The sequence below is a fragment of the Anditalea andensis genome, from assembly GCF_000714815.1.
GTDB lineage: Bacteria > Bacteroidota > Bacteroidia > Cytophagales > Cyclobacteriaceae > Anditalea > Anditalea andensis.
This window is the reverse complement of record NZ_JMIH01000022.1, coordinates 278561-301220: the sequence shown is the minus strand read 5'-3', so window position 1 is coordinate 301220 and position 22660 is coordinate 278561. Positions and strand designations below refer to the sequence as shown.

Below are 22660 nucleotides of genomic sequence, written 5' to 3'. Positions count from 1 at the left end.
GTGCTTAGTTCATTTAATTTTTTTCCGAGGCATAAAAAAACCTTCTCTTTTAAGAGGAGGTTTTTTTATGCCTCTATCGATTAATTATCGATATGGTGTACCGTAAACACCTCATCGGTAAACGGGGCATCTATTTTTTCTTTTTGAAGAGCGAATCCACAAATTCCTTGCGATGAAAAACCTGAAGATCGGTCATTTTTTCTCCCACTCCTATGTATTTAACCGGAATTTTGAACTGGTCGGAGATGCCGATCACTACCCCCCCTTTTGCAGTGCCATCAAGTTTGGTAATAGCCAGCGCAGTGATTTCAGTAGCTTTTGTAAATTCCTTTGCCTGGATAAATGCATTCTGCCCTGTAGAGCCATCCAGTACCAGCAGGATTTCATGTGGAGAATCATCAATGAACTTCTGCATTACCCGCTTGATTTTTCCCAGCTCGTTCATCAGATTGACTTTCGTATGTAGCCTTCCTGCCGTATCTATAATGACCACATCAGCCTGCATGTCCACCGCTTTTTTTACGGCATCAAAAGCCACCGAAGCAGGGTCTGTATTCATGCCATGAGATATCACCGGTACCCCTACTCTATCTCCCCATAAAATCAGCTGATCCACTGCTGCTGCCCTAAAAGTATCTGCAGCTCCAAGCACCACTGATTTGCCAGCCTGTTTGAATTGGTGAGCCAGTTTGCCTATGGTAGTGGTCTTACCTACACCATTCACACCTACTACCATGATCACGTAAGGTTTTTTATCTGCAGGTAAGTCAAAGTCTGCAAGGTCGTCTGTATTGTTCTCTTCCAGGAGTTTTGCTATTTCTTCTCTAAGAATTTCATCCAATTCCGCTGTACCTACATATTTGTCCCTGGCTACACGTTCTTCTATGCGCTTTATTACTTTAATAGTCGTATCCACTCCCACATCAGAGGTGATCAGGATTTCCTCCAGTTCATCGAGGATCTCCTCATCGACCTTTGATTTACCGACTACCGCTTTGCCTAGTTTTGAAAAAAGATTTTCATTAGATTTTTGAAGGCCTTTGTCAAGGCTCTCCTTTTTCTCTTTCGAAAAGAAACCAAAAATTCCCATAGTGTTATATACTGATGAACTTTACAGAAAAAGAAAGCAGTACAAAAAAGCTTACCTATTTTCCAATTCCGATAGTCCGGTGAAATTGAAGGATAATAATTACGCGCATGAATATAGCAAAAAAGTCCCAATTCCGATGCTAACCAGATGGGACTTTCAAAGTGCTTGTTCGAGAGAAGCTTATTTTTTCAGGGCGTCCTGAAGCATCAAGGTTGGTACCATTTCTTCTCTGAAGGTATACGCGCCAGTCTTGTCAGACTTTACCGCTTTGATCACTTTGGTATAAGTGACGCCACCTTCTTTTTTCAGGGTTGCTACTACTTTCTTAGCCATATGAGTATAGTTTAAAAGAGGTCTGGTTAAGACACTCTTTAATTATTTAATTTCTTTATGAACAGTCACCTTCTTCATGATAGGGTTGAATTTTTTCAATTCCAATCTTTCGGTAGTGTTTTTTCTGTTTTTGGTAGTGATATATCTGGAAGTACCTGGAAGACCACTGGTCTTGTGTTCTGTACACTCCATGATTACCTGTACTCTGTTACCTTTCTTAGCCATCGCTCTGTATCTTTAAGAGTAAATCTTTATTTAATGATAATGTTACCTTTTTGCTGAGCTTCTTTCAACACCGCAGAGATACCTTTTTTATTGATGGTTCTCAACGCCTTCGTAGAAACTTTCAACGTGATCCAAGCATCTTCCTCTGGAATGAAAAAAGATTTCTTATGAAGGTTCGGGTAGAACTTACGCTTGGTCTTGTTGTTCGCGTGCGATACATTATTACCTACTCGAGGTCTTTTACCGGTGATGTCACAAACTTTTGCCATGATATATAATTCGTATTATTTAAGACGTTTTTATAATTGAGTCTGCAAATATCGGAACTTTTGTTGAATTACCAAAAGAGCATCCAAAATTTATTTGCTAATCTACTGTCTTTCATCCTCCTTTGATCGGTATGCGCAATGCCTGCAGCCGCTCCCACAGCAGAATCCCCGTCGGAGATGATACTGCTCAGTAAAAACCATCAAACCGTTTTCGTTAAAATAATAATCCCCAGGCAAAATTTCCTGTGGCTTTATGGGCTTCTTTTGCTTATTCATTGAGTTATCCAGAGGGGATTGGCTATATTTGTTTATTAAGCATATTCTTATTCCCTCGTATCTGAGGGCAAAACTACAAAATTTATGATGGATACAATAACTTCTAGCCAGCAGGCCATAGCATTGGAAGACAAATATGGCGCACATAATTATCACCCTCTCCCAGTGGTACTATCCAGAGGCGAAGGTGTATATTTATGGGATGTGGAAGGTAAAAAATATTATGACTTTCTTTCGGCTTATTCTGCCGTAAACCAGGGGCACTGCCATCCCCGCATCCTTCAAAGCCTAGTAGAGCAGGCAGGTACACTTACCCTGACTTCCAGGGCTTTTCATAATGATGTGCTCGGGCCATTTGAAAAATACATCACTGAATATTTTGGCTTTGACAAGGTGCTCCCTATGAACACTGGTGCTGAAGGGGTGGAAACTGCCATCAAGATCGCCAGAAAATGGGGATATGAGAGAAAAGGCGTCGCTGAAAATGAAGCTACGATCATAGTAGCCGAGAACAATTTCCATGGCAGGACTACCACAGTGATTTCCTTTTCCAATGATGAGAATGCCAAAAAGAATTTTGGTCCCTACACACCAGGCTTTACTAAAATACCTTATGATGATATAAATTCCCTTAAAGAGGTATTGTCCGAAAATAAAAAAGTGGTGGCCTTTCTGGTAGAACCTATTCAAGGCGAGGCTGGCGTTTATACACCGGCACAAGACTACCTAAGAGAAGTGGCTGCTATCTGTAAAGAAAATAACATCCTATTCATAGCCGATGAAATCCAGACAGGCATTGCCCGTACGGGATCCTTATTGGCCGTCTGCGGCAATTGTACCTGCCAGGGTCACTGTGAAAAGCAGGACTCCTATGTGCAGCCGGACATGCTGATATTAGGCAAGGCCATATCGGGTGGCTTCTTTCCTGTATCTGCCGTTTTGGCCAATGATGCTATCATGAGTGTGATCAAACCTGGCCAGCACGGATCCACTTTTGGCGGCAATCCTTTGGGAGCGAAAATAGCAATGACGGCTTTGGAAGTAATAAGGGATGAAAACCTGGCTCAGAATGCCCGCAGACTTGGCAGTCTTTTCAGACAAAAAATGCAGGAACTGGTAGATAAATTTGATATTTTAAACCTGGTAAGAGGCAAAGGTCTGCTCAATGCTGTGGTGATCAATGACAGCGAGGACAGCAGCACCGCTTGGGACATTTGTGTAGCCCTTAAAGAAAATGGTCTCCTTGCCAAGCCCACACATGGCAACATTATCCGCTTCGCCCCTCCCCTGGTCATCACCGAAGAGCAAATTCTTGATTGTTGCGATATCATAGAGCGGACGATAGCAAATTTTGAGAGATAAGGGTGAGTTTTACCACAGAGTTAAATACAGAGGGGGCAGAGTTATTTTTAATAAAATGACTCCTTTAAATCCGTGATGCACTGATAACTCTGTGGTAAACAAACCTTACCTTATCAACTTTTTAATTTTATTTTTGAAGGAGGTATCGTTATTAATTTAATGGTCTGAATCAAGGGGTTTGAGTTATGCTAATAAAGTCAATACTGGATAAGGGCATGGTAGAATTAAATTTCCCAAGGGTCTTTGGCTATGGGCATACGCTCTACTTTATCGAGTCCAAAGAGTAGATTTTGAATGGCTATGCTATTTTTCTCTCCAAAAATTGGGCAAATCTCCCAAGGCAGGCCACTCATTACACTGATCAAGAAAATTTCGAGGAATCTCGGCGTGTTTTTTAGACTCCTGTGCAAAAGCAGGAAGTGATAAAAAAACAATTCATCCGAATACTATAAATAATTCCCACATAAACTAAGTGATTGATTACCTGACTGAAATATTTATGCCTGATTTAAATTATTTAAAATTAAAAATCAAATATGTCTATCCAAATTCCCGATGCTCTGGCCAGGTGGTGCTTAAAATTTCCGCTAACCCATTAAAGCCTGATCCAGATCTTCCAGCAAATCATCGAGGTGTTCCAACCCCACTGACATGCGGACCAGGTTAGGAGGGGTTTTGCTGTCGGGGCCTTCTACAGCTGCCCTTCTTTCTATCAGGCTTTCCACCCCACCGAGACTGGTAGCATTGGTAAAGAATTTTAGTTTGGCAATAAACCTATCCGTTTCTTCAGCCGATCCTTTAAACAGGAATGATAGCATTCCTCCAAATCCTGTCATCTGCGTAGTGGCTATCTCATGCCCCGGATGGGTGACCAGTCCGGGATAATATACCGCCTCCACCTTATCGTGAAGATCCAGATAAGTGGCGATGATCCCGGCGTGCTCCGCATGTCCCTTCATGCGGTAAGCCAGGGTCTTTATGCTTCTGACCAAGTAATAGCAGTCAAATGGAGAAAGTACTGCCCCACCTGTTTCATGTACATTTTTAATTTTTTCCCAGAAAGCATCCTTAGATCCTGTAATTAAAGCCCCACCCAAGATATCACTGTGTCCACCAAAATATTTGGTAGCACTGTGCATGACGATATCTGCCCCCAGATCCAAGGGGTTTTGGAATACGGGGCTGGCAAAAGTATTGTCCACCACTATTTTGATTTCCTTACTATCCACTTGAGCACAAGCTCCTCTGATATCGGTGATCTTTAAAAGAGGGTTGGAAGGGGTTTCCAGCCAAAGAAGCTTGGTATTTTCTTTTATCACACTCCTGATATTATCCACCTCAGTCATGTCTACAAAAGATACTTCCAAAATCCTATCAAATATCGTAGTCAATTGCTTCCGCAGACCATGGTACATATCATCCGGGGCTATGATATGGCTGCCTGGTGCAAGTGCCTGAAAGACGGCCATTCCTGCTGCATTGCCGGAAGAAAAAGCAGCTGCCGATACTCCTTTTTCGAGTTTGGCCAATAGCGCTTCCAGGGCAAGTCGGTTTGGATTAGCTGCTCGGCTATATATCAGTGACCCTTCATGGTGCACAAAATTGGTGGAAAGAGTAAGGGGCTGGACTACCGGCTGATGGCTGTCGGTATTGATCTGGCCGCCATGTATGGCTGCGGTTTCAAACTTCATAATAAGAATATTTTTTCTGTGTGTGTTCTAAAGTTCGCACAAAGCTTCTTATAATCAATAAGATTATTTCAATCATTTTTTAACTACAGCGTTTAAAAAGGGCCAGGTACAATTATATTGGATTTTTTTTTCAAATATCGGCAAATATTTCCTCTTATGATTTTTCTTTTGATTCTATATTTGGAGTGGGCATAAGTACTTGAGTTGATTTTTATATTCTGATAAAATACTCAGTGAAACTCTGAGATCTCCGTAGTAGAACATCAATATTAAATCTTATTTTCCATTTTCAGCGCTTTGTACAGTTCGATAAGATCTTCTTCGATCATCTCGCGCTCTTTTTGATTTTTTACCAGTTGTTTTCTCAGGCGGTTGATCTGAAAATCAGGTTTGATCGTCAGTATTCTATAAAAGAAACTGGCAAATACAAATCCCTGTCTGGCTTTCATAAGCAGGCCCCGGAGTTTGTAGCCCCGTGCCAACTGAGTAAGCCTGGCTATTTTAAATATCCGGATCGTTCGGACAAAGGAGATAAATGGCAGCAGGATAATGGCAATGTCTATCCAGTTCTTCTGGGCATATTCTACCTTTTCATTACTGATGGATATCATCAGGATAAACTCAGAAGCAAAGGCCATCCATATAAAGGCCTGTACCAGGTCCAGCAGGAAAGTCAGGTCTGTATTTAAATAGGCAGACACCTGATCATAAAACTGCCATTCGATGAGCAGCACCGGGATGATCAGCAGCGCTATGACGATCATCGGTATAGAAAATTTTCTCTTGATCAGCTTGAGAAGCCCCTCATTGCTTAGCGACCATCCATATAATGGAATCCAAATCAATTCCACCTGTTGGATATGACGGGAGGCCATTCGCATCGGGGGGAAAAGTAGAGCAGCTACTCTAAAGATGAACTCACCCGTGGCCAATTTTCTATGAGTCTGGCGGGCCAGGACCAAAAGGACAATAAAATCCCCCACATATACCAGCCAGCCAAAGAGGTACATCCTCACCACTGTACCCTGAAAAATAGCTACATTAAGATTGACATCCGCCTGTGATATAGCATTCAGTATCGCCGCTGCGAGCATCAGCATGATCAGCCCTAAAAAAAAGAATATGGGAGTAGCTATACTGTCATACCTACTGAGTTTGTTTTGATCAGGTGCAGAAAGGTGTGTCTGGATGATTTTATCACGGGGAGGTTCTTCCTCCAGCAGCACAGGGAATTCAGCTACCATTTCCCCTATAGGTCCCAGCATACCCTCCCTTTTCAACAGTTTTTCCATCTGCAGCAGCAGGTAAGGATTATCGCAGGCATTCACTGCCTCTATTATCCTGCCTTTGCTTGCTTTTATATCCATGTTCATGATAAAGAGTTGAAACTAGTGTTCATTCATTATAAGACTAGACGTTTCATAACTACTTCTGGCCACAAAAAAAGGCTCCCAGATGGAAGCCAATCATTATTTTTTTATCTGATCCTATCTACAGATCTTACCAGCATTTCATCTTTTCGGATATATCTGTTGGACACGATGTTCATTAGCATGGCAAAGATAATGACATAAAAACCGGCCATATAAGCACCCGTATCCTGCCCATTAAATTCCTCATTGGCATTCATAGAGATAAATACAATAGTTCCCAATGTAATGACCATGACGAGTGAATTGATCATATTAAATTTCATCTGCTTTTTCCTGTTTTTAAATTGGCTAAGGCTATAGATAGCAATAACAGCCGCTATAAGTGACAACAGAGCTATATAGATGGTGGAGGTAGTGTTGACCACTCCCTGTTCTGCTATGTCCGTTACCGTAAGCGACCAGGCTGTCAGGGTAACCGTCTCAGTCATCGTAGGGTTGATCTGAGTCCAAATGGGAAAATACAAGACCATTAACATAAATACGGCCACTAGAAATAGGAAAATAGTCTGAACGCGTTGTATCATTTTTTATAATTTTTGACAAAATAACAGCCTTCTGTCTATAATCGCAAATCCTGAACTTTAATACTACCGGATTTATAAAATAAAAAAAATCAATTTTTTTGTTGTTTCAATTCATATGTAGTAAAACTGTAAAATTCAGGTTCCACATCACCTTTATCACTATCATGTAGTAGTAGAAGGTTGTATGGCATTTGGATTATCTCAGAATGGGGTTAACTATGGGCTGGAAACATCACCTCCTTTTTTTGTTGCTGCCCTCCCTTCAAAACATTAACCCTATAAAGTGATGGAGCCTGATAGGATAAATAATCCGGATCTTCTTCTTTTTTTATTTGTTCTGCTGTTCTGCACCTTCAGTGAGTCCTGTATAATTTACAATCAAGCATTTGATCCCCAAAATGGAGCAGCGCCGTATTTCGAGAATTATTGGTGTTTGAAATTTCTTGATAATCAAAATCCATTTTCTTCTCTAACAAAAAACCATTTGCCAAATCGTATACTCCTATGACCTTACCACTATTAAATGTCAGATAAAGCAAGTTTGACATTCTATCCAAAAAAAAAAATAGGGTAGGCCTTAATTCAGATTGGTTTATTCTGAACTGGGAAGTAACGCTGTGTCGAATGGCAATACCCACTCAAAAAATTCTTTTTCAGCATTATAAAATCAATCAGCTTTTGAGAACTGTAATCACTTTTAGCTTTAAATTAGTGAACAGGTAAATTAGCAAAGAAGAATATGGTTGCTCATTCAGCTCAAGATGATAATAAGGTACGCTATATTTAGGCCCAGAATAAAATGTTATGGTACGGCGAAATACGTAGTCGTTGCTCAATTACCAATTTTGGGAATACAGTAAAAATTCACTTGAACTTTGAACATAATATCGTTCCCCTTTGTGCTTAAAGGATGCAGCTATCATGCTAGTATTATATTCATACGGACCTTCTCCATATCTGCTCATAGCTTCCAGTACTTTTCTACTTCCATCAAGCTAAAGAAAATCATCGGTGATAGGATCAAAGGCAGAAATCAATCTTTACTTATGTTATAATCCAATATACTGACCTTATCTGGTAAATTAGAATCATACCGATCCTATTTCGGTAATAATATTATTACTTCCAAATTCTTATATTTGTCCTCTCATGAACGAGCAATACCGATACTTTGTTGAAATAGCCTACAAAGGGACTGCCTATCACGGCTGGCAGATCCAGCAGAATGCCCATTCCATACAGGAAGAAGTCAATTTGGCTTTTTCAAAAATCCTACGCAGCCCGGTAGAAGTAATGGGAAGTGGAAGGACCGATACTGGGGTGCATGCGATACAGCAGTTTGTACATTTTGATTCGATACTGGATATAGACAGTGCAGATTTTCTTAAGAGGGCTAATTCCATCCTTCCGAAAGATATCGCCGTATATGCTATCAGAAAAGTAAAACCTGATGTCCACGCAAGGTTTCAAGCGCAATGGAGAAGTTATGAATACCATATCACCCTTCGCAAACAGCCCTTCCTGGAAGAACAGGCCTGGTACTGCTTCTACCAAGTAGATCTGGACAAGATGAACCAAGCGGCGCTATTACTTTTGGACCACACGGATTTTGAATGTTTCAGCAGGGTGAAGACCAATGTAAATAATTTTAATTGCAAAATAAAAGTGGCACATTGGGAACAAAAAGATCATCATTTGATTTTCCATATTACCGCAAATCGTTTTCTAAGAGGAATGGTGCGCGCCATCGTGGGCACGCTGGTAAAAGTGGGTATGGGCAAAATGGATAAAGAGGATTTTATGTTGGTACTTCAAAGCCAAAAAAGGAGCAAAGCAGGTTCATCGGCTCCTGCCCACGGATTGTTTCTAAGCAGCGTAACCTATCCTGAAGATATATATATTTAAACTTCGCTATAAAATTTATAATTGGGTAAATAGCAGGAAGACGAAAAAAGAAAAGGTTAGAATTTGAAAATGAATCTTACCTTTCCTCATTATCATAGCGGATAATATTAAACATAAAAATTTTGAGTTTAGATAAAGAAAATGTAAAAAGCGGGGAAATCATAGATACAAAGGTCCTTAGTAAGTTGTATCAGTTTGTGCAGCCTTATAAGGGTAAATTCTACTTTTTGATTTTCCTGACACTTGCCCTTGCCATACTGGCCCCTACCAGACCGCTGTTTATCCAGATAGCCATAGATGACTATGTCGCTATGGGCGATCAGCCAGGACTTCTTAGGATCATTTATCTTTTGATCGGCCTGATGATACTGCAGTCAATAGTCCAGTTTGCACATACTTACCTTTCTGGCTGGATAGGCCAGGTAATCATTAGGGACATAAGAATCAAGCTTTATCGGCACTTGCTAAAGATGAGACTGAAATTTTTTGATAATACTCCCATAGGAAGGTTGGTTACCCGGAATATCTCAGACATAGAAACACTGGCAGACGTATTCAGTGAAGGGTTAGCTGCAATCATCGGTGACCTGCTTCAGTTGGTGACGATATTGGCAGTGATGTTTTATATAGACTGGAAGCTCACCCTAGTCAGCCTCTGTACCCTTCCACTGCTGATCATTTCCACTTACGTGTTTAAAGAAAAAATTAAAGTAGCATTTAATGATGTGCGGAATGCAGTATCAAATCTCAATTCTTTTCTTCAGGAGCACATCACCGGGATGAACATCGTACAGATTTTCAACCGTGAACAGCGTGAATACCAAAAGTTTGAAGATATTAACCGCGAGCATAGAAGGGCCCATCTTAAGTCAGTGCTGTACTACTCCGTATATTTCCCTGTAGCAGAGATTATTCAGGCTATAGGCATCGGCTTGGTGGTATGGTATGGAGCAACGGGTGTGTTTAATATGGAACTTAAAGTAGGTGTGCTGATTTCCTTCATCATGTACCTGCAGCTTTTCTTCAGGCCTATCCGTATGATCGCTGACCGGTATAATACCCTGCAGCTAGGCGTGGTAAGTTCCTCACGTATCTTTAAACTTTTGGACAATGAGGAACATATCCCCAATAATGGCACGCTTACAACTGAAGAAATCAGGGGTGATATATCCTTAAAAAATGTCTGGTTTGCCTATAACGATGAAGAGTGGGTCCTTAAGAATATTAATATAGAGGTGAAGCATGGAGAGACCATCGCTTTGGTGGGAGCTACCGGAGCCGGCAAGTCCAGTATCATCAATTTGATCAGCCGCTTCTACGAAATCAACAAAGGCAGCATAGAAGTGGATGGGCAGAACATCCAGAATTTTGAACTTAACACTCTCCGCAAACATATAGGAGTGGTTCTTCAGGATGTATTCCTTTTTTCAGACACCATCTTTTATAACATAACCCTTGGCAATCCAGATATTACCAGGGAGCAGGTGCTCTATGCAGCAGACCTGGTGGGTGCCAGGAGATTTATCGAGCGACTCCCCGGAGGATTGGATTATAATGTAATGGAGAGAGGCGCTACGCTTTCTGTAGGGCAGAGACAGCTGATATCTTTTGTAAGGGCCATGGTCTATAATCCGCAAATTATCATCTTGGATGAAGCCACATCATCAGTTGATACAGAAACAGAAGTGCTTATCCAATCCGCCATAGAAAAGATGATGAAAGGCCGTACGTCTATCATCATCGCCCATAGGCTATCTACCATCATTAAAGCTGATAAGATCATCGTACTTCATCAGGGAGAAGTTAAGGAAATGGGCACACATGAATCGCTTTTATCCCAGGGTGGTTACTACGCTAATTTGCACCAGATGCAGTTAAAGTCGATGGTCAGTTAGGTTATCTTTGAAAATTATAGTGATTAAGTGGATATATAAACAATACACTGTATTTTTGTGCCGTTTTCAAGGAATACATATAACCACATATTCCATATCAATTTATAATATCGATCACGATCAGAATCCACCCACACCGGGACAACCGATAATCTAAAAAGCTATCGGGGTTTTATTTGCGAGATGCTGTGTGACCATTAAAAAAAGTAATGATACTACTCATGAAAAAAATTATTTTCCTTGTACTGTTTTTCCTACCACTGATAGGTTTTTCTCAAGAACATTCGGTTGGCTTAAGACTGGGTGAGCCACTCAGTATAACTTATAAGACTTTCCTAGATGATAAAATATCTATAGAGGGGATGATTGGCCGGGCAGGGTCAAACAGCGGAATGTATTACCGTAATGCCTTTGACCGAAACAGACCTGCACCCAATTCAGTATATAATGGTCACAGTACTTATAATGGTTTTTCGCTGAACGTAAGGTCTGCCTATCATGAAGATATTACCGCTGAATTTGACATTACAGAAGGTACTTTGGTCGCTTATGGGGGACTGGGGATCCAGCTGAGATCTGTAAGGGTGGATTACCTATACGCTACCCTAGGTGCTCCGGGCAGTTTACTAGGCGAAACCCGCACTAATATCGATCTGGGACCTGAGGGCTTTGTGGGCAGTGAATATTATTTTGACAACCTGCCCATCAGTGTATTTGCGGAGATAGGACTGTTCATGGAATTGGTAGACAGACCTGGTCACCTGAAACTACAAGGCGCTATCGGTGCTAGATATATGTTTTAAGGAATGAGAAGCAAGGTATTAATATCTCTGATCGTGGTCATACTGGTAGGTATGGCTTTCTACTATGTCCTGGGGGGGTTCAATGAGATAGAGATAAGGGTAGTACCTGTGGATGATATCCACCTGATCGGCATCGAGTACAGGGGCACCCCACAGGATGAGAATCTTAAATTAACATTTCAAAAAGTAGAAGGTATGCTTAAGTCATACCCAGATAACCGGCTGAACACTATTTTTTATGTAGAACCTGCCGGCAAGCTAGATACCATTACCGTATTTGTGGGTACAGAATACCATGAAAAAATGGCAGGAGATTTGGAAGAGAAAATTATAGGAGCTCAGCGCGCGATCGTGGCAAGTCTCAAATCCCATCGCTTCGTTATGCCGGGACCTAATAAAGTAAAGCAAAGAATTGAACAATACGCTAAACAAAATGGCTTAGTGACTCAGGGTATATATATAGATAGAGTAGTAGAAAAAGATCATGTGGATGTAATGGCCCCACTGAGATGAGTTATCATTGTTTTGAAGTATCTTCAATTTAACCAATAATTAAAACTATTTGTAAATAGTTTCGTCTATAAAAGAAGCTAATTTCAATAACACATACTATCATGAAAAAAACTATTGTTCCTTTTTTATTTTTGTTTGTCCTCTTCATCCAAGCTTGTGAGGGCCCTATCGGACGTGAAGGCCCACAGGGACCTCCCGGTCCTGAAACAATGGCTGAAACACTTGAAGTAGAGTTAGATTTTACCGCTTTTAACGATTTTCAGGAAATTTACGATTTTGAACCTCCTATTTTTGATGATGACATAGTATTGGGATACATTAGATGGGAAATAGATCCTGATCAAGGTGCTATTTGGAGACCTCTCCCAGAAACCGTCTTTTTTGAAAAAGGGGTTCTTCAATATAAGATCGATTTTACATCATCTAGCTTTAGGCTATTTTTGGAATCGACATTTAACCCTGAACTTTTAGAAAGTGAATGGTTAGAAAATCAGTATTTTAGGATAGTAATTATACCATCAGTTTTTGTAAACCCGGCAGGTAGGGTAGATTATACCAATCTTTCACTTGAAGATGTCCTTAAACTTATTGGAAAAACAGAAGCTGATTTCAAAAAAATAGAAAAAAGGTAATCCCTTTAATTTACATACATTAATAACTCCGCCAGATAGTCCTGGCGGTTTTTTTTAGTATTAAAATTAACACTTTAAGACAGTTTAAATTTTCCTGAATTATCTTTGCCACATGCAATTACAAAATGACTTATTACTTAGAGCTGCCAGGGGCGAAAAGGTGGAAAGAACACCTGTTTGGTTAATGAGACAGGCAGGAAGAATTCTACCCGAATATAGAGCAGTAAGAGACAGTGTCAGTGGATTTATAGAATTGGCCCAGACACCAGAGCTGGCCGCTGAAGTAACTATTCAGCCCGTAGATCTATTAGGAGTGGATGCTGCTATTATTTTTTCAGACATTCTGGTCATCCCAGAAGCCATGGGACTGCCCTATGAAATGGTAGAAAAGCGAGGCCCTTGGTTTCCTAATACCATAAAATCTGCAGCTGACTTAAAAAAACTACGGATAGCGGATGGCAATACTGATCTAGGATATGTAGTTGAAGCAATTAAGAATACTAAAAGAGACCTCAATGGCCGGGTACCTCTGATTGGTTTTGCTGGAGCACCCTGGACAATTTTTGCTTATATGATCGAAGGTTCTGGCTCCAAGACTTTCTCCAAAGCGAGGGCTATGCTTTATACCCAACCGGAAATGTCCCATCAGCTGCTACAGATGATCACTGACAGTACGATCAATTATTTAAAAGCCCAAATCACTGCTGGAGTGGATCTGGTTCAGATATTTGACAGCTGGGCAGGAATACTTCCTCCCAATCATTATAAAGAATACTCCCTAAAATATATCAGTCAAATCTGCGATGCCATTTCAGAGGTTCCCAAAACTGTTTTTGCCAAAGGCGCCTTTTTTGCCAGAGAGGAAATGTCCAGGTTAAACTGCGAAACTATCGGCTTAGATTGGAACATGGGCATAGCCGAATCCCGGAAAATGATAGGTGAGGACAAAACCCTTCAAGGCAATTTGGATCCGGCAGCCTTATACGGCACTGCCAAAGAAATCGAAAAAGCCACTATAGATATGCTTGATCAGTTTGGAGGGAGCCGGCATATTGCCAACCTTGGGCATGGTGTCTATCCGGATATAGACCCAGAAAAAGTGAAAATTTTTATAGAGACGGTGAAATCTTATAGCCCCAGCCTTTCTTAATACTTTAGCAGCCAAATGGCTGCTTTTTTTTGATCTGAAATTAACTTTTAAAGGCGCATCCAGCCAGGTGCTAAGTTTTACATTCCTTTTTTTGATTTTTAATATTTTTAGACAAAACGTTCTCACCTTTTTCATATCATGGAATCTATATTAGGAAACACCGCACACGAGAAATTACGATAAAGGGAGTATCATACGAATCTTCCTCCAGACATCCTATACTGCCCACTTTACAACTTTGAAGCTTCCAATTAATAAAAGAAATAAATCATAGGCATCCAGACGAAAAACAACCAACTGATTTATAGATGATTGATTTTTGATCATAAAATTCTTCAAACTATTGCATTTTTCATTTTTATGGTTAATTTTATAATCATAATTAAAAATAAAAGTGTTTATTCTTTGATTTTTGGTTATAAAACACACCTATTTACACCATTAAAATAAAATTATGATGCACACATTTACCTTTTTTACAAAAAAAACATTTTGGCTATCCATACTAGTCTTGGTATTGGGAGCAGTACCTTCATGGGCACAAGATGACGACAGGTTCAGTTTTGATGTAACTCTAAATTCAGATCAATTTTTTGGATTTTATCCATTTGTCACTGGATCATACCGCCTCTCTGATGAGGTGGATTTTACATTTTATGGAATCTTATGGTCAGGCGGAAGAGGCGGCGTTCAGGGTGATGGTGGAGGAGGCTGGGGAAACTGGACAGAGTTCGGCATAGGAGTCGGATTTAACCCTGCTCCAGGACTTAGTATCAGTCCCCAAATAGGGATCCTGGGTGGAAATCTACTTTCCTCAGGATCCACAGGTCCTTCAGTATTAGGAGATGGTATAGTGCCAAATCTGACAATTGGGTTGGATCAAGCGGTTGTAGAGGGTGAAATATACGCAGGCTTTTATGCCCCACTTAGGGACATGACGACCGTCCCCACACAGACGACCCTCTCCTTCCTCCATTATTGGGCAAACTTTGGCTTCAAAGCCACTAATTTCTTATCATTTGGTGCCCATTATGAGCATTTAATTAATACCGGCGGATCGAATATTAGCGAATCTACAGATACATACCAGTGGTTGGGTCCCTATATACAGTTCACCAAACCTACCGGTGGGCCATTTGCCAGATTCTCCTTTGGAACTGACCTAGTGGAAGGAAATGATTCCTTTTTTAAACTTACAACTGGATTCAGTTTTTAATTTTTTATGGGCCGGGATCATCTTCCCGGCCTTTTGTATATTTAATCCATTTGGCAGGAACCCATAATCACCTCATCGCCTACTTTCACTGTACTGCCAGATAGTAAAAGCATGTTCTGACCAAACATGACCTTCTTATTTACCGTTCTATATGAAGCCAAAGTTTTTAACGGCTCTTTCCCTTTCTCCCCACTTGTCTGGTCAATCGTCACCATAACACAGCGGGCACATGGTTTTGTAATCTTAAAATGACTGGCCCCTATCATAATAGTTCCTGCCCTGTCTTCATCAAAAGGCTCACCTCCACTGAAAACAAAATTAGGCCTGAACCTATTCATGGGCACCGGGCTTTGCAAGCGGCTGTTCAGATCATCCAATGATGCCTGTCCAATGATCAGGTAAGGCATACCGTCAGCGAAACTGACTGTTTCTTCATTCACAGCATATTGGGGTTTTAATTTTCGCTTCGTAGACTCCGGCATTACGACCAGGTCACAGGGTATTCCAAGCTGCTGTGTAAACCAGCTACTTATTACCTCATCTACAACCTGCGCCTCTACTTTATCCTCCCATATCTGAACATACAATTTCTTTCCTGTACAAAGGTCATAAGGGATCAATATGTTGCTCTCCTGATCATTTTTCAAAAACACTCTCAGACCCTTATCATTTAATACTACCTGGAAGAGGGCCATATTTTCATGTTTTCTTTGCGTAAGAAAATTCCCTTCTTTATCTACAAGCATCCATCTCCGGTCATATTGCAGCCCTTTTTCCTCTACTTGAGCTTCTTCTAACCTGATGCCGCCGAGGGATTTAATAGGGTATATATATATGTCTCGTAACTTCATGACTGTTTATTTTTTTATTTAACCGATACACTTTTCCAATCTATCCAAATATACTTAATAAAGGCCAACTCCAATAAAATATATGTCTAGCCTCTCGGACCTCAAACTACTTTAACTTTAGTGATAATGACATGCACTGAAGGTGATCTCCATATCTTGTCAGTCAAATCAATATTATATGACAGCAGGACTGACAATCTGACGTAAAATCAATGCCAATTTCCCTTGGCACATCCATTGATGATTACCATTTCAAGAATAAAAAAAGAAATTAACAATAGAAAATATAAACAGTCATGGGAAAAATTATAGGTATTGACTTGGGTACTACCAACTCCTGCGTTGCCGTAATGGAAGGTAACGAGCCAGTGGTGATCCAAAACAGTGAGGGTAGAAGAACTACCCCATCCATTGTAGCATTTTTGGACAATGGCAACGGAGAAAGAAAAGTAGGCGATCCTGCCAAACGTCAGGCCATCACCAATCCTGCAAATACAATTTCCTCTGTAAAAAGATTTATGGGTAAGAAGTTCTCTGAAGTATCTGACGAGAAAAAGCATGCTTCTTACAAAGTAGAGCAAGGGTCTAATGACACTGTAGTGGTGAAAATAGGTGACAGATCCTATACACCACAGGAACTTTCTGCCATGATCCTTCAGAAAATGAAGTCTACTGCGGAAGATTTCTTAGGTACAGAAGTAACAGAAGCTGTTATCACCGTTCCTGCATATTTCAATGATTCAGAAAGACAGGCCACGAAGGAAGCTGGACAGATCGCCGGACTAGAAGTAAAAAGAATTATCAATGAGCCTACTGCAGCAGCATTGGCTTATGGTATGGACAAGAAAAACAGGGACATGAAAATAGCAGTGTATGACCTTGGTGGTGGTACATTTGATATATCTGTTCTAGAATTGGGTGATGGTGTATTTGAAGTAAAATCTACCAATGGTGACGTACACCTAGGCGGAGATGATTTTGACCAAGTGATTATAGACTGGTTGGCTAGTGAATTCCAGGCTGAAGAGCAGATAGACTTAAGGCAGGATCCTATGGCCCTTCAGAGATTAAAAGAAGCAGCAGAGAAAGCCAAAATAGAACTTTCCAGTTCATCTTCGACAGAGATCAACTTGCCGTATATTACTGCTACCCAGACAGGACCTAAACATTTGGTAAGAAGCCTATCAAGATCTAAGTTTGAGCAGTTAGCTGAAAGCTTAGTAAGAAGGTCATTGGATCCGGTAAAAAAGGCAATGAGTGATGCCGGACTATCTCCATCTGATATAGACGAAGTAATCCTGGTAGGTGGATCTACCAGAATCCCTAAAATTCAGGAAGAAGTAGAAAAATTCTTTGGTAAAAAACCATCCAAAGGTGTGAACCCTGACGAGGTAGTGGCTATAGGTGCAGCCATCCAAGGTGGAGTATTGACCGGAGAAGTGAAGGATGTATTATTACTTGACGTGACTCCACTCTCGCTTGGTATTGAGACTATGGGTGGTGTATTTACCAAACTAATCGAATCAAATACTACAATCCCTTCTAAGAAGTCTGAGACATTCTCTACAGCAGCTGACAATCAGCCAGCAGTGGATATCCACGTCCTTCAGGGAGAGAGACCGATGGCTAAAGACAACAGAAGCATCGGTAGGTTCCAGCTCACTGATATACCGCCAGCGCCAAGAGGTGTACCACAGATTGAGGTAACCTTTGATATAGATGCCAACGGTATCCTTAATGTATCAGCTAAAGACAAAGGCACAGGAAAAGAGCAGAAAATAAAAATAGAAGCTTCTTCCGGTCTCTCTGAAGATGAAATAAACAGAATGAAGCAGGAAGCTGAAGCAAACGCAGCCTCTGATAAAGCTGAAAAAGAAAAAATCGAAAAGCTTAACCAGGCTGACAGCTTGATCTTCCAGACTGAAAAGCAACTGAAGGAATTCGGCGAGAAACTTTCTGAGGGGAACAAAGCAAACATCAGCGGAGCGTTGGAAAAGCTAAAAACTGCGCATCAAAGCCAAAACTTGGAAGCTATCGAACCAGCTATTCAAGATCTGAACAAAGCTTGGGAAGGTGCGTCTCAAGAAATGTACAGTCAGGGTGCTGAAGGCGCCGCCGGTGCACAGGGTGGACCTGGTGCTGATCCGGGAGCTCAAGCTTCAGGTGAGTCCGGTAACGGTGACAGCGTATCTGATGTTGACTATGAAGAAGTAAATGAAGACAAGAACAAGTAATTCTTGATCCGAAATATTGAAAAAGGCATCTGTATATCATATGGATGCCTTTTTTTAATATTATATTCACCACAAGGGGAAAGGAGCTTTTCAATTTGTTGAAAATCCTGACCTATTTGTTTTGGTACCTTATTAATTTCTAACAATATGCATTTAACAGCTGAAAATAAATTAAAAAAGATCATCATCGTAGGTGATCGGGTTTTGATCAAGCTTAAAAAAGCGGATGAAAAGACTTCAAGTGGGCTGTATCTTCCGCCAGGAGTAAAAGAAAAAGAACAGGTTCAGCAGGGTTATATCATCAAAGTTGGCCCGGGATATCCCTTGCCCATCCATTCCGAAGAAAACGAACCATGGAAAAAACAGGAAGAAAGAATTTCCTATATCCCCCTTCAGGCAAAAGAGGGTGATTTGGCGCTGTTTCTATTGAACGGGGCACATGAAATAGTGTATGAGGGAGAGAAATTTTACATTGTCTCCCAGCAGGCAGTGTTGATGCTGGAGAGGGAAGAGGAATTGTAAAATAGTATCCAAAAACAAATACCTTGATAGGACCTTGCCTCTGGAAAGATGCTTCCTATTAGCTACCAAACCTATCAGGAATGGCACCAATAACCAATTTATGTCTTGTCCTTATAAATTTATGTGAGCAAAGAGAATTTACTACTTATCCAAAAAAAGCAAATGCAGGTTAAATTTTAATAATTTAACCTGCATTTGCTTTATTATCCAATAAAAAACTTAACTATATCACTTCCCTTATTATTTTTGCAACAAAGCAAATTCTTTTGCAAAATAACTCAAAATCACATTTGCCCCTGACCTTTTGATACTGAGCAAGGACTCTAACATGGCCCTCTCTCCATCTAGCCATCCCCTCTCGGCAGAAGCTTTGATCATAGAATATTCCCCGCTGACATTATATGCAGCTATAGGAACATTATAATTATCCTTTAAAAGCCTGATGACATCCAGATAGGCCAAAGCCGGCTTTACCATCAGGAAATCGGCTCCTTCTTCGGTATCCAGATCAGCTTCGATCATGGCTTCATAGAGGTTGGCAGGATCCATCTGGTAGGTTTTTTTATCCCCCATTTTAGGTGCAGAATCCAATGCTTCTCTAAAGGGTCCGTAAAAAGCACTGGCATATTTGGCAGTATAAGACATAATGGAAACATCAGTATAACCATGATCATCCAGTTGTTCCCTAAGATATCCCACACGTCCATCCATCATATCAGAAGGTCCTATGATATCGGCACCCGCCTGTGCCTGAGCCACCGCCATTTTTCCAAGGATCTCAAGCGTCTCATCGTTCAGAATTTTACCATCTTTCACCAGTCCATCATGTCCGTCTGAGCTATAGGGATCCATAGCCACATCTGTCATGATACAGGCTTCGGGGAAAGTTTCCTTGATTTTTTGGATGGCTTTTAGGTAAAAAGTTTCGGGATTATGGCTCTCTGTAGCATATTTGTCCTTTTGGTCCTCAGTATAAGCTGGAAAAATATCGAAGGCATTGATACCTAACTCCATACAACTCTCCACTTCCTTCAGCATCAAATCAGTAGAAAACCTAAAAATACCAGGCATAGATTTCACCTCCGTTTTCTGATTTTTACCTCCGAGTAAGAAAAGTGGGAATATAAAGTCTTTGGTAGATAGTCTGGTTTCTTCCACCATACCTCTGATTACACTTGATTTTCTGTTTCTGCGCGGTCTTCTGTACATCATCTGGATCTAGGTTTATGGGCACAAAGGTAGGAAAAAAATTTGTCAGATGTCCACTGACCGATTACCGATGAAATAGGAACCACTAGTAATCATCCAGTATCTAATGATGTCAAATCATTAAATCTCCTCTTATCCAAACTCATATTTTAAGTATTATTTTCAGTTTTGCTTTTTCAAAACTCCCTCCTCTCATAATGGAACTCCACATTATCCTGAGGTGGATTTTCTTTATAGCCTTCGGATCTGATAAGAATGAAACCAAGTAAGAAAACTATTGAACTTACAATCAATATTAATACCATCGCTTTTTTCATCTTTTTTAATTTATTTTAAGAGGTATGATGGACTCTCGCACCGCAGATCAGACCGTTATCAAGGCATCTAAGCGTGATACTTCTGTCATGCCTGATGCCGTAAGTAATTTCATCTAAAAATCAGCCTTAAGAAATTTGAAAAGAGACAAGCCCTGAAACAGCGCTAAGAATAAAACTAATGCTGCCAAAAGTCCCACTTCCTGCAACTGATAGGCTTGGACCTGTGAAAACATATTTAAAGGCATAAAGTATTTATAGATCTCTGCTCTGCCCTGTGACATATTATACATATCCATAAACCTACCGGCTAACTCCACCAAACCCCAGCCCCAATAGATCAGAATAGCCCAATGAGGTTTGCCTGTAATCACACCCAGAAAAGATCCCAATATCCCATAGCACACTAATGCAAGAAAACTCCCTATCACCTTATAGAAAGCCACACCTTCTGCATACTCCCCAAAACTTAGGCTTCCAAACAACCAATGTACAGGTATCACTACCAAAATGATAAGAATTATAAAGCCAATATATAAGGAAACAGTAACCATTTGGCTGATGAAAAGATCCTGTCTGGAGTATCCGTTCAAAATCCTTTTTCTGTTTACATTATTGTAAAATTCTCTAGGCAAGGCTACCATAAGTCCATAAACCAAAAATATGCTGCCCAGTCTTCCGGCAGATTCTATTAGTTCTAACATTTTAACATCTACCCTCGTAAAGGATTTTTGAACTATTGGCAATAATAAAAAGGCAGCTATAACTAAAAAGGCATAGAGGTAAAAATCCGGCCGTCTGAGTTTATATATCTCTATTTGATAATGTTGTTTTAAAGTCATAAATAAACTATATTAATTTTTAATCTCGCTTTCTAAAAAATCTCTAATAATCTTATCATAAGCCTCAGAAGCACCTATCAGCACCTTCCCTTTAGAACCATCCAAATTTAAGAGAATAGGAACAGGATTACCTTCATATTGCGTATTCAAAGATTTGATATAAGAGGTCACTTCCCTATAGCCAAAAAATTGCTCATAATTAAATATTAAGTCCGGCCTTCTCTTTTTGAAGTTGTCAAAATTGAATTTCTTCAACTTCGCAGGATCCTCGTCAGAAAACGCAAGAAAACGTAAACCCTTATCTGAATAATCCTTAGCAATAGCATTAAGCTGCGGTATTTCCCCGACACAGGGTTGACACCAGGTCCCCCAAAGGTTCAATACCACTATTTCACTATCTTCTAGCTTATCTTCCAACTTTAACATGATATTCAGCTGAGCTCTAACATCTTCTATTAAATATAGCTCAGTTTTATCCTCTGCTAAATCATCGGTATTAACTAGATACAGGTATGCCGGCAGGATTAAGCTAAATGAAAAAAGTAATGTGAATATCATTTTCATAATTTACCCTTTCATTTATTTACAATCTCTTCACAAATGCCGATTCCAGCGTTTCGTAATTCTCTTTCACAGCTTCCTTAGAACCATGGAAAATACACTTTCCATTTCCCAGTATCAAAAAGTGGGTACATACTTTTTCTATCTCATCGAGATAATGACTGGAAATAATCACAGTTTTTCCCTTTGCCTTGAGATCTAGAATCAATTGTCGTATAAATAGTATCCCTTCAGGATCCAGACCATTAGTAGGTTCATCCATGATGATGAGCTTTGGATCTGTGAGCAGGGCATCTGCTATTTCCAACCTCTTCATCATGCCATAACTAAAACTCTGGAAAGCTTTATTACCAGTATGCTCCAGACCCACATCAAAAAGTAATGGATCTACCCTGTCTAATGGTACCCCTTTGGTCAAAGCAGAGATGGTGAGGTTTTCCCTAGCCGAGATCCGCAGATAGAAATTTGCCTGATCCATAATGGCGGCCATTTCCTTTCTCACCTCTTCAGGATTATTCTTACCAAAGATCTCCATACTCCCCGAGGAAGGTTTTCTCAATCCCAATAGCATGCTGAAAAGGGTAGTCTTTCCGCTTCCGTTGGGACCTATCACCCCGAGGATCTGCCCTTCTTCCACTGTGAAGCTGATATTATCTACAGCGGACTGGCTACCGTATTTTTTGGTAAGCTGAACGGTTCTAAGTACGATTTGGGACATTTTTTGAATATTATGCAAGGGGAAATTAAGAAAAATATTTTAGGTATCCTGTTATATCCACTTAAACCTTTTTGATTATAAAACCATAGATT

At 40.3% G+C, this 22660-nt stretch carries 23 protein-coding genes; 10 read left to right on the top strand and 13 right to left on the bottom strand.

From position 1 onward, the window contains the following. Window positions 1-130: 130 nt before the first annotated feature. From ftsY to EL17_RS24260, 5 genes are all read right to left on the bottom strand, one after another. On the bottom strand, window positions 131-1090 hold the full coding sequence (ftsY, locus tag EL17_RS14130; protein WP_035075275.1) for a signal recognition particle-docking protein FtsY: 960 nt from the start codon (window positions 1088-1090) through the stop codon (window positions 131-133). Window positions 1091-1270: 180 nt separating this feature from the next. Then, window positions 1271-1423 carry a DUF4295 domain-containing protein gene (locus tag EL17_RS23140; RefSeq protein WP_084166229.1) on the bottom strand — a complete coding sequence of 51 codons (153 nt, stop codon included), beginning with the start codon at window positions 1421-1423 and terminating at the stop codon, window positions 1271-1273. A gap of 42 nt (window positions 1424-1465) precedes the next feature. Further along, window positions 1466-1648 (bottom strand): 50S ribosomal protein L33, encoded by a 183-nt coding sequence (gene rpmG / locus EL17_RS14125; RefSeq protein WP_035075268.1) that lies wholly within the window; start codon window positions 1646-1648, stop codon window positions 1466-1468. Window positions 1649-1674: 26 nt separating this feature from the next. After that, the gene (rpmB, locus tag EL17_RS14120) at window positions 1675-1917 is read right to left on the bottom strand and encodes a 50S ribosomal protein L28 (protein ID WP_035075265.1); all 243 of its coding nucleotides are present in this window, start codon (window positions 1915-1917) and stop codon (window positions 1675-1677) included. Between the two features lie 102 nt (window positions 1918-2019). Further along, complete coding sequence (locus EL17_RS24260) at window positions 2020-2118, bottom strand: DUF5522 domain-containing protein (RefSeq protein WP_316932666.1); 99 nt, start codon at window positions 2116-2118, stop codon at window positions 2020-2022. A 159-nt stretch (window positions 2119-2277) separates the two neighbouring features. On the opposite strand from EL17_RS24260, the gene rocD reads away from it, so the two are divergent. After that, window positions 2278-3555 (top strand): ornithine--oxo-acid transaminase, encoded by a 1278-nt coding sequence (gene rocD, locus EL17_RS14115; RefSeq protein ID WP_035075261.1) that lies wholly within the window; start codon window positions 2278-2280, stop codon window positions 3553-3555. A gap of 587 nt (window positions 3556-4142) precedes the next feature. Here rocD and EL17_RS14110 read toward each other — a convergent pair. From EL17_RS14110 to EL17_RS14100, 3 genes are all read right to left on the bottom strand, one after another. Next, entirely contained in the window at window positions 4143-5246 is a 1104-nt protein-coding gene (locus EL17_RS14110; RefSeq protein ID WP_035075258.1) for a trans-sulfuration enzyme family protein, read from the bottom strand. Window positions 5247-5515: 269 nt separating this feature from the next. Then, window positions 5516-6619, bottom strand: coding sequence for a hypothetical protein (locus tag EL17_RS14105; protein ID WP_035075256.1), 1104 nt, complete (start codon window positions 6617-6619; stop codon window positions 5516-5518). A gap of 104 nt (window positions 6620-6723) precedes the next feature. After that, complete coding sequence (locus EL17_RS14100; RefSeq protein WP_035075253.1) at window positions 6724-7203, bottom strand: DUF4293 domain-containing protein; 480 nt, start codon at window positions 7201-7203, stop codon at window positions 6724-6726. 1149 nt (window positions 7204-8352) lie between these two features. On the opposite strand from EL17_RS14100, the gene truA reads away from it, so the two are divergent. The 7 genes from truA to EL17_RS14055 all read left to right on the top strand — a co-directional run bounded on the left by truA (window position 8353) and on the right by EL17_RS14055 (window position 15317). Then, window positions 8353-9108, top strand: a complete 756-nt coding sequence (truA, locus tag EL17_RS14090) for a tRNA pseudouridine(38-40) synthase TruA (RefSeq protein ID WP_035075247.1) — start codon at window positions 8353-8355, stop codon at window positions 9106-9108. 122 nt (window positions 9109-9230) lie between these two features. Beyond that, window positions 9231-11003 (top strand): ABC transporter ATP-binding protein, encoded by a 1773-nt coding sequence (locus EL17_RS14085; protein WP_035075244.1) that lies wholly within the window; start codon window positions 9231-9233, stop codon window positions 11001-11003. 221 nt (window positions 11004-11224) lie between these two features. Then, window positions 11225-11806: a hypothetical protein gene (locus EL17_RS14080; protein WP_035075535.1), complete on the top strand. Its 582-nt coding sequence runs from the start codon at window positions 11225-11227 to the stop codon at window positions 11804-11806. Window positions 11807-11809: 3 nt separating this feature from the next. Beyond that, window positions 11810-12319, top strand: coding sequence for a hypothetical protein (locus EL17_RS14075; RefSeq protein ID WP_035075241.1), 510 nt, complete (start codon window positions 11810-11812; stop codon window positions 12317-12319). 101 nt (window positions 12320-12420) lie between these two features. Next, window positions 12421-12951 (top strand): hypothetical protein, encoded by a 531-nt coding sequence (locus tag EL17_RS14070; protein ID WP_035075239.1) that lies wholly within the window; start codon window positions 12421-12423, stop codon window positions 12949-12951. Window positions 12952-13063: 112 nt separating this feature from the next. Beyond that, window positions 13064-14101, top strand: a complete 1038-nt coding sequence (hemE, locus tag EL17_RS14065) for a uroporphyrinogen decarboxylase (protein WP_035075237.1) — start codon at window positions 13064-13066, stop codon at window positions 14099-14101. 454 nt (window positions 14102-14555) lie between these two features. Then, window positions 14556-15317, top strand: a complete 762-nt coding sequence (locus tag EL17_RS14055; RefSeq protein ID WP_035075232.1) for a DUF6733 family protein — start codon at window positions 14556-14558, stop codon at window positions 15315-15317. A 41-nt stretch (window positions 15318-15358) separates the two neighbouring features. Here the strand turns inward: EL17_RS14055 and EL17_RS14050 are convergent, their stop codons facing one another. After that, the gene (locus EL17_RS14050) at window positions 15359-16168 is read right to left on the bottom strand and encodes an MOSC domain-containing protein (protein WP_035075229.1); all 810 of its coding nucleotides are present in this window, start codon (window positions 16166-16168) and stop codon (window positions 15359-15361) included. 296 nt (window positions 16169-16464) lie between these two features. Here EL17_RS14050 and dnaK point away from each other — a divergent pair, with 296 nt between their 5' ends. Then, window positions 16465-18402 (top strand): molecular chaperone DnaK, encoded by a 1938-nt coding sequence (gene dnaK, locus EL17_RS14045; RefSeq protein WP_035075226.1) that lies wholly within the window; start codon window positions 16465-16467, stop codon window positions 18400-18402. Between the two features lie 147 nt (window positions 18403-18549). Then, on the top strand, window positions 18550-18924 hold the full coding sequence (locus EL17_RS14040) for a co-chaperone GroES (RefSeq protein ID WP_035075224.1): 375 nt from the start codon (window positions 18550-18552) through the stop codon (window positions 18922-18924). 240 nt (window positions 18925-19164) lie between these two features. Here the strand turns inward: EL17_RS14040 and hemB are convergent, their stop codons facing one another. The 4 genes from hemB to EL17_RS14020 form a co-directional block, all read right to left on the bottom strand. Then, window positions 19165-20133 (bottom strand): porphobilinogen synthase, encoded by a 969-nt coding sequence (gene hemB, locus EL17_RS14035; protein WP_035075221.1) that lies wholly within the window; start codon window positions 20131-20133, stop codon window positions 19165-19167. Window positions 20134-20563: 430 nt separating this feature from the next. Next, window positions 20564-21289 carry a hypothetical protein gene (locus EL17_RS14030; RefSeq protein ID WP_035075219.1) on the bottom strand — a complete coding sequence of 242 codons (726 nt, stop codon included), beginning with the start codon at window positions 21287-21289 and terminating at the stop codon, window positions 20564-20566. Window positions 21290-21301: 12 nt separating this feature from the next. Next, window positions 21302-21853, bottom strand: a complete 552-nt coding sequence (locus EL17_RS14025) for a redoxin domain-containing protein (protein ID WP_035075216.1) — start codon at window positions 21851-21853, stop codon at window positions 21302-21304. 19 nt (window positions 21854-21872) lie between these two features. Continuing rightward, the gene (locus EL17_RS14020) at window positions 21873-22568 is read right to left on the bottom strand and encodes an ABC transporter ATP-binding protein (RefSeq protein ID WP_051720010.1); all 696 of its coding nucleotides are present in this window, start codon (window positions 22566-22568) and stop codon (window positions 21873-21875) included. Window positions 22569-22660: the final 92 nt, after the last annotated feature.

What these genes read in the sequence shown, in the direction of transcription:
- hemE (WP_035075237.1), top strand. Translation starts at nt 13,064, where the DNA reads ATGCAATTACAAAATGACTTATTACTTAGAGCTGCCAGGGGCGAAAAG.
- ftsY (WP_035075275.1), bottom strand. Translation starts at nt 1,090, where the DNA reads ATGGGAATTTTTGGTTTCTTTTCGAAAGAGAAAAAGGAGAGCCTTGAC.
- EL17_RS14030 (WP_035075219.1), bottom strand. Translation starts at nt 21,289, where the DNA reads ATGACTTTAAAACAACATTATCAAATAGAGATATATAAACTCAGACGG.
- rpmB (WP_035075265.1), bottom strand. Translation starts at nt 1,917, where the DNA reads ATGGCAAAAGTTTGTGACATCACCGGTAAAAGACCTCGAGTAGGTAAT.
- EL17_RS14070 (WP_035075239.1), top strand. Translation starts at nt 12,421, where the DNA reads ATGAAAAAAACTATTGTTCCTTTTTTATTTTTGTTTGTCCTCTTCATC.
- EL17_RS14105 (WP_035075256.1), bottom strand. Translation starts at nt 6,619, where the DNA reads ATGAACATGGATATAAAAGCAAGCAAAGGCAGGATAATAGAGGCAGTG.
- EL17_RS14055 (WP_035075232.1), top strand. Translation starts at nt 14,556, where the DNA reads ATGATGCACACATTTACCTTTTTTACAAAAAAAACATTTTGGCTATCC.
- EL17_RS14075 (WP_035075241.1), top strand. Translation starts at nt 11,810, where the DNA reads ATGAGAAGCAAGGTATTAATATCTCTGATCGTGGTCATACTGGTAGGT.
- EL17_RS23140 (WP_084166229.1), bottom strand. Translation starts at nt 1,423, where the DNA reads ATGGCTAAGAAAGTAGTAGCAACCCTGAAAAAAGAAGGTGGCGTCACT.
- dnaK (WP_035075226.1), top strand. Translation starts at nt 16,465, where the DNA reads ATGGGAAAAATTATAGGTATTGACTTGGGTACTACCAACTCCTGCGTT.
- truA (WP_035075247.1), top strand. Translation starts at nt 8,353, where the DNA reads ATGAACGAGCAATACCGATACTTTGTTGAAATAGCCTACAAAGGGACT.
- EL17_RS14110 (WP_035075258.1), bottom strand. Translation starts at nt 5,246, where the DNA reads ATGAAGTTTGAAACCGCAGCCATACATGGCGGCCAGATCAATACCGAC.
- EL17_RS14025 (WP_035075216.1), bottom strand. Translation starts at nt 21,853, where the DNA reads ATGAAAATGATATTCACATTACTTTTTTCATTTAGCTTAATCCTGCCG.
- EL17_RS14050 (WP_035075229.1), bottom strand. Translation starts at nt 16,168, where the DNA reads ATGAAGTTACGAGACATATATATATACCCTATTAAATCCCTCGGCGGC.
- rocD (WP_035075261.1), top strand. Translation starts at nt 2,278, where the DNA reads ATGATGGATACAATAACTTCTAGCCAGCAGGCCATAGCATTGGAAGAC.
- EL17_RS14080 (WP_035075535.1), top strand. Translation starts at nt 11,225, where the DNA reads ATGAAAAAAATTATTTTCCTTGTACTGTTTTTCCTACCACTGATAGGT.
- rpmG (WP_035075268.1), bottom strand. Translation starts at nt 1,648, where the DNA reads ATGGCTAAGAAAGGTAACAGAGTACAGGTAATCATGGAGTGTACAGAA.
- EL17_RS24260 (WP_316932666.1), bottom strand. Translation starts at nt 2,118, where the DNA reads ATGGTTTTTACTGAGCAGTATCATCTCCGACGGGGATTCTGCTGTGGG.
- hemB (WP_035075221.1), bottom strand. Translation starts at nt 20,133, where the DNA reads ATGTACAGAAGACCGCGCAGAAACAGAAAATCAAGTGTAATCAGAGGT.
- EL17_RS14100 (WP_035075253.1), bottom strand. Translation starts at nt 7,203, where the DNA reads ATGATACAACGCGTTCAGACTATTTTCCTATTTCTAGTGGCCGTATTT.
- EL17_RS14020 (WP_051720010.1), bottom strand. Translation starts at nt 22,568, where the DNA reads ATGTCCCAAATCGTACTTAGAACCGTTCAGCTTACCAAAAAATACGGT.
- EL17_RS14040 (WP_035075224.1), top strand. Translation starts at nt 18,550, where the DNA reads ATGCATTTAACAGCTGAAAATAAATTAAAAAAGATCATCATCGTAGGT.